This is a genomic window from Streptomyces sp. SPB074 (genome assembly GCF_000154905.1).
Lineage (GTDB): Bacteria > Actinomycetota > Actinomycetes > Streptomycetales > Streptomycetaceae > Streptomyces.
The window spans coordinates 1,799,019-1,803,412 of the sequence record NZ_GG770539.1 but is presented as its reverse complement, the minus strand read 5'-3'; the positions used below and the strand labels follow the sequence as shown (position 1 = coordinate 1,803,412).

At 73.8% G+C, this 4,394-nt stretch carries 5 protein-coding genes; 4 read left to right on the top strand and 1 reads right to left on the bottom strand.

Annotation, left to right across the window (positions count from 1 at the left end):
* Nucleotides 1–314: 314 nt before the first annotated feature.
* The 3 genes from SSBG_RS07145 (at nt 315) to SSBG_RS07135 (ending at nt 3,290) form a co-directional block, all read left to right on the top strand.
* Entirely contained in the window at nt 315–1,568 is a 1,254-nt protein-coding gene (locus tag SSBG_RS07145; RefSeq protein ID WP_078491236.1) for a L,D-transpeptidase, read from the top strand.
* Between the two features lie 161 nt (nt 1,569–1,729).
* Nucleotides 1,730–2,497, top strand: coding sequence for an enoyl-CoA hydratase/isomerase family protein (locus SSBG_RS07140; protein ID WP_008745532.1), 768 nt, complete (start codon nt 1,730–1,732; stop codon nt 2,495–2,497).
* Nucleotides 2,498–2,687: 190 nt separating this feature from the next.
* The gene (locus tag SSBG_RS07135; RefSeq protein ID WP_008745531.1) at nt 2,688–3,290 is read left to right on the top strand and encodes an ATP-binding protein; all 603 of its coding nucleotides are present in this window, start codon (nt 2,688–2,690) and stop codon (nt 3,288–3,290) included.
* Between the two features lie 116 nt (nt 3,291–3,406).
* Here the strand turns inward: SSBG_RS07135 and SSBG_RS07130 are convergent, their stop codons facing one another.
* Entirely contained in the window at nt 3,407–4,063 is a 657-nt protein-coding gene (locus SSBG_RS07130) for a hypothetical protein (protein WP_037869140.1), read from the bottom strand.
* A 103-nt stretch (nt 4,064–4,166) separates the two neighbouring features.
* Between SSBG_RS07130 and SSBG_RS07125 the strand changes: the two genes are divergently transcribed.
* Nucleotides 4,167–4,382, top strand: a complete 216-nt coding sequence (locus SSBG_RS07125; protein WP_008745529.1) for an EF-hand domain-containing protein — start codon at nt 4,167–4,169, stop codon at nt 4,380–4,382.
* The last annotated feature ends 12 nt before the right edge of the window (nt 4,383–4,394 follow it).

The following is a 4,394-nucleotide window of genomic DNA, read 5'->3' as shown; positions in this document are numbered from 1 at the left end:
GTCGCGGCGTCCCGGCCGCGGCTCGGCGGCTTCGTCCCACCCCTGATCTTCCCCTCCGGGACGCTCCGCTCACGTTCCGCCGTCACGGAGCCCCGCGCGCTCCGCGCAGCCGGGCGGCGGACCCCGTGGCGGGCCCGGCCGTGACCGGTGCTGTGACGGTGGGCGGGAAGAGCGCAGGTGGGGGCCGGGAGTTGGAACGCAACGGTGACAAACGGGAGGGGCTCGCGTGTTCGGGTGTGTGGTTATCTGACTGTGCGGATCGATCGCGGGGGGCGCACGGGCGGTCCCGCGTGTGTGCGAGGGGAGACACCAAAGTGAGCGGGCGACCGACGGCGTACGCGGGTGCGGGGTGGCTGCGGGGGAGCGGTGGCGGGGCGCGGGCCCTGCTCGCGCTGTCGCTCGGGGCGCTCCTGCTGCTCGTGACGGCGTGCGGCGGGGGCGGCGACGGGGACGGGGCGGTCGCGGACGCGAGGAACGGCGGCACGGTGAAGCCGAGCCCGACGCTCTCGCGGGCCGTCGTGAGCGTCGCGCCGAAGGACGGCGCGAAGGACGTGGACACGAGCGGTGCCCTCAAGGTCTCCGCGCGCGAGGGGAAGCTCACGAAGGTCGAGGTCGCCGACACCAAGGGGACCGCGGTGGCGGGCGAGATCACCGGGGGCGGCACGGCCTGGCGGCCGAAGCTGCACCTGGCCGCCTCGACCACGTACAAGGTGCACGCCGTCGCCGAGGACGCGAAGGGCCGCGAGTCCGTGAAGGACACGAGCTTCACGACGCTCGTGCCGAAGAACACCTTCCTCGGCCGCTTCACGCCCGAGGACGGCTCTACGGTGGGCGTCGGGATGCCCGTCTCGCTCAACTTCTCGCGCGGCATCACGGACCCGAAGGCCGTCGAGCGCGGCATCGAGGTCACGGCCGAGCCGGAGGTCGAGATCCGCCACAAGTGGTACGGCAACGACCGTCTCGACTTCCGCCCGGAGAAGTACTGGGCGCCCGGCACGAAGGTCACCCTCAAGCTCTCCCTGGACGGCGTCGAGGGCCGCCCCGGCGTCTACGGGAAGCAGGCCAAGACGGTCCGCTTCACGATCGGCCGCAGCCAGGTCTCCTACGTGGACGCGAGCGCGCACACGATGCGCGTGACCCGCGACGGCAAGACTGTCAAGAACATCCCCATCACGGCGGGCGCCCCGAACAGCACGACGTACAACGGGCAGATGGTCATCAGCGAGAAGTACGAGGTGACCCGCATGAACGGCGACACGGTCGGCTACGGCGGCGAGTACGACATCCCCGACGTCCCGCACGCCATGCGCCTGTCCACCTCGGGCACCTTCGTGCACGGCAACTACTGGGCGGGGCCGGGCGTCTTCGGCCACCAGAACGCGAGCCACGGCTGCGTGGGCCTGCGTGACGCGCGCGGCGGCGGCGACTCCTCGACGCCCGCCTCGTGGTTCTTCGACAGCTCGCTCATCGGTGACGTCGTCGTCGTCTCGCACTCCCACGACAAGAACATCCAGTGGTGGAACGGCCTCAACGGCTGGAACCTGCCGTGGGGCGAGTGGCAGAGCTGACGGCCCTCCGGGCGGTACGGGTACGGGGCGGCGCCCGCACGGGCGGCGCCCCGCACGCGTACCCGAGCCGTACCGGACCCGGTGCGTGCCCGTGCACGCCGCCCCGCGCCTGTGGCGGAACGCACGTCCGCGCACGTGAACGGGGCACATAAGGTGCAGGCATGACTGTGCTCCTCGATGTCGGCGAAGGCGTCGCCACCCTCACCCTCGACCGGCCGCCCATGAACGCGCTCGACACCGCCGTGCAGGACCGGCTGCGCGAGCTGGCCGGCGAGCTGACCCGCAGGGAGGACGTGCGGGCCGTCGTGATCCGCGGCAGCGAGAAGGTCTTCGCCGCCGGGGCCGACATCAAGGAGATGCGCGCCATGAGCCACAAGGACATGGTCCTGCGCTCGCGCGCCCTCCAGGAGTCGTTCACCGCCGTGGCGCGCGTCCCCAAGCCCGTCGTCGCCGCCGTCACCGGCTACGCGCTCGGCGGCGGCTGCGAGCTCGCGCTCTGCGCGGATCACCGCGTCGCGGCCGCGAACGCGAAGTTCGGCCAGCCCGAGATCCTGCTCGGCCTCATCCCCGGCGCCGGCGGCACGCAGCGCCTCGCGCGCCTCATCGGCCCCTCGCGCGCGAAGGACCTCATCTTCACCGGGCGGCAGGTCCGCGCCGAGGAGGCGCTGCGCATCGGCCTGGTGGACCAGGTCGTGCCCGCCGAGGAGGTCTTCGCCACCGCGCACGCGTGGGCCGCGAAGCTCGCCCAGGGCCCCGCGCTCGCGCTGCGCGCCGCCAAGGAGGCCGTCGACAGCGGCCTGGAGACGGACATCGACACCGGCCTCGCTCTCGAACGCACCTGGTTCGCCGGGCTGTTCGCGACCGAGGACCGGGAGACGGGGATGCGCAGCTTCGTCGAGGACGGTCCGGGCAAGGCGCACTTCGGCTGAGCGGACACCGCGCCCCTGTCCCCCGCGTCACGGCCGGGCGCGCGGGAGCGCGCACACCCCGCGTGCGAGGTCTTATGTCCGCCTTAACCGAACCTTAAGAAACGGTGCGCACCCGGGGTGTGATCACCCGCCCGCACAGGGTCATCACACCCGGTGACACCCGCCGGAGCTTTACTTTTGCCCCCGGCATATGCCGGGCGGGCTCTTCACGAGCCTTCTGGCAGCCCGTCATATTCCGGCGGAACGCGCCCGCGTACGGCTGGGGACCGCCATCATGGGGGGCATGACGGGGCTGGAGGGTACAGAGCACACGCGGCGGGCCGAGCAGGGCGGGCCCGCGGCACGGTGGACGCCGGGCGCGAAGGACGAACGCGCCCTGGCGGCCTTGGACGCGCACGGGAATCCGGCGGAGTCGGAGATCCGGGTCGAGGCGACGCCGGAGTCGGGCGGCGAACTGCGCCGCCTCGCCGCGCTCGTCGTCACCGAGGAGTGGCGGCTGTCCCCGGCACTCGCGGAGACCACCGCGCTCCTCGTCTCGGAACTGCTCGGCAACGCCGTGCGGCACGCCGGCGCCCGCTCCTTCGGGCTGCGCATGACGCGCCGCCCCGGGCGTATCCGCGTCGAGTTCCGCGACCCCTCGCGCGCCCTGCCCTGCGTCATGCCGTCCTTCGGCATGGCCGTCACGAGCGGGTACGGGCTCGCGCTGGTCGAGCGGCTCAGCGAGCGCTGGGGCGTGGACCTGCTGCCGGTCGGCAAGAAGACGTGGTTCGAGCTGCGCGTGACGGACCGCTGAGACGCCTCGCCCGCGCGAGCGGGCACGCGGTGCGGCCCCCGGAGGTTCGAGGGCGGGCCCCCGCCGGCGAACTCCCGCGCCCACTGCCGAGGTGACGGTGCCTCACCGGCCCGCCCTCACCCCGGCCCGCCCTCACCCGGCTCCCGCCACAGCAGCGCCTCCGCGCCGACGGGCCGGTACCCCGCCGCCTGGAAGGCCCGTACGCTGCGCGCGTTCCCCGGCGCCTGCTGCGCCCACACCGCGACGTCCGGTACGAGGTGCCGCGCCGCCAGCGCGAGGGCGCGCCCCCGCACCGCCGCCCCCGCCTCCGCCGTCTCGATCGCCGTCTCCCAGCGCCCGCCGGGACCCCGCCCGAGCAGGACGACGTCCCCCCGAGCCGTCTCCCAGACCCGCACCTCCGTGCGGCGGCGCAGCGCCCTGATCACGCGCGGGTGCCCGCCCGGCGCGCTCTCGCGCAGGTCCAGCGGCGGCGGGCCGGGCAGCGCGGGCGCGACCGTGAGGAGGTCCACCGTGTCCATCCGGCGGCCCGTCCGCTCCAGGAGCGCGGCGAGGAAGGACGGGTGCAGGCTCGCGGCGAGCGGATCGGAGCCGGTGCGCGCGAGCCGGTCCCGCACCCACCCCTCGTCCGTGTCGGCGAAGACGAAGGACCGCGCCGTCAGCGCGAGCACGCCCGCCTCGCGCTCCCCGGCCAGCGGCCACACCGTCGTCGTCCCGTCGGCCGCGGGGAACCGCCCCCGCGCGAGGTCCTCGAAGAGCGTGGCCAGGTCGCTCACGTCCGTGCTCCGTCCGTGCGTCGTGGTCTCGGCCTCCTCCCGCCGGGGCGGGCCGGATACCCTGACCGCCGTACAGAAGCACCGAGAAGGGGTGGACGGGCCGATGGCCGACATCGAAGAGGCACGCAGGACGTTCCAGCAGTTCGACACCGACGGGGACGGCTTCATCACCGCCGACGAGTACAAGTCGGCCATGGCCCGCATGGGCGACTTCTACGTCACCGCGTCCGTCGCCGAGGCCATCATCGCCTCGAAGGACGCCAACGGCGACAAGCTCCTCTCCTTCGAGGAGTTCTGGGCGGGCGTCCACAAGGGCTGACGCGGGCGAGGG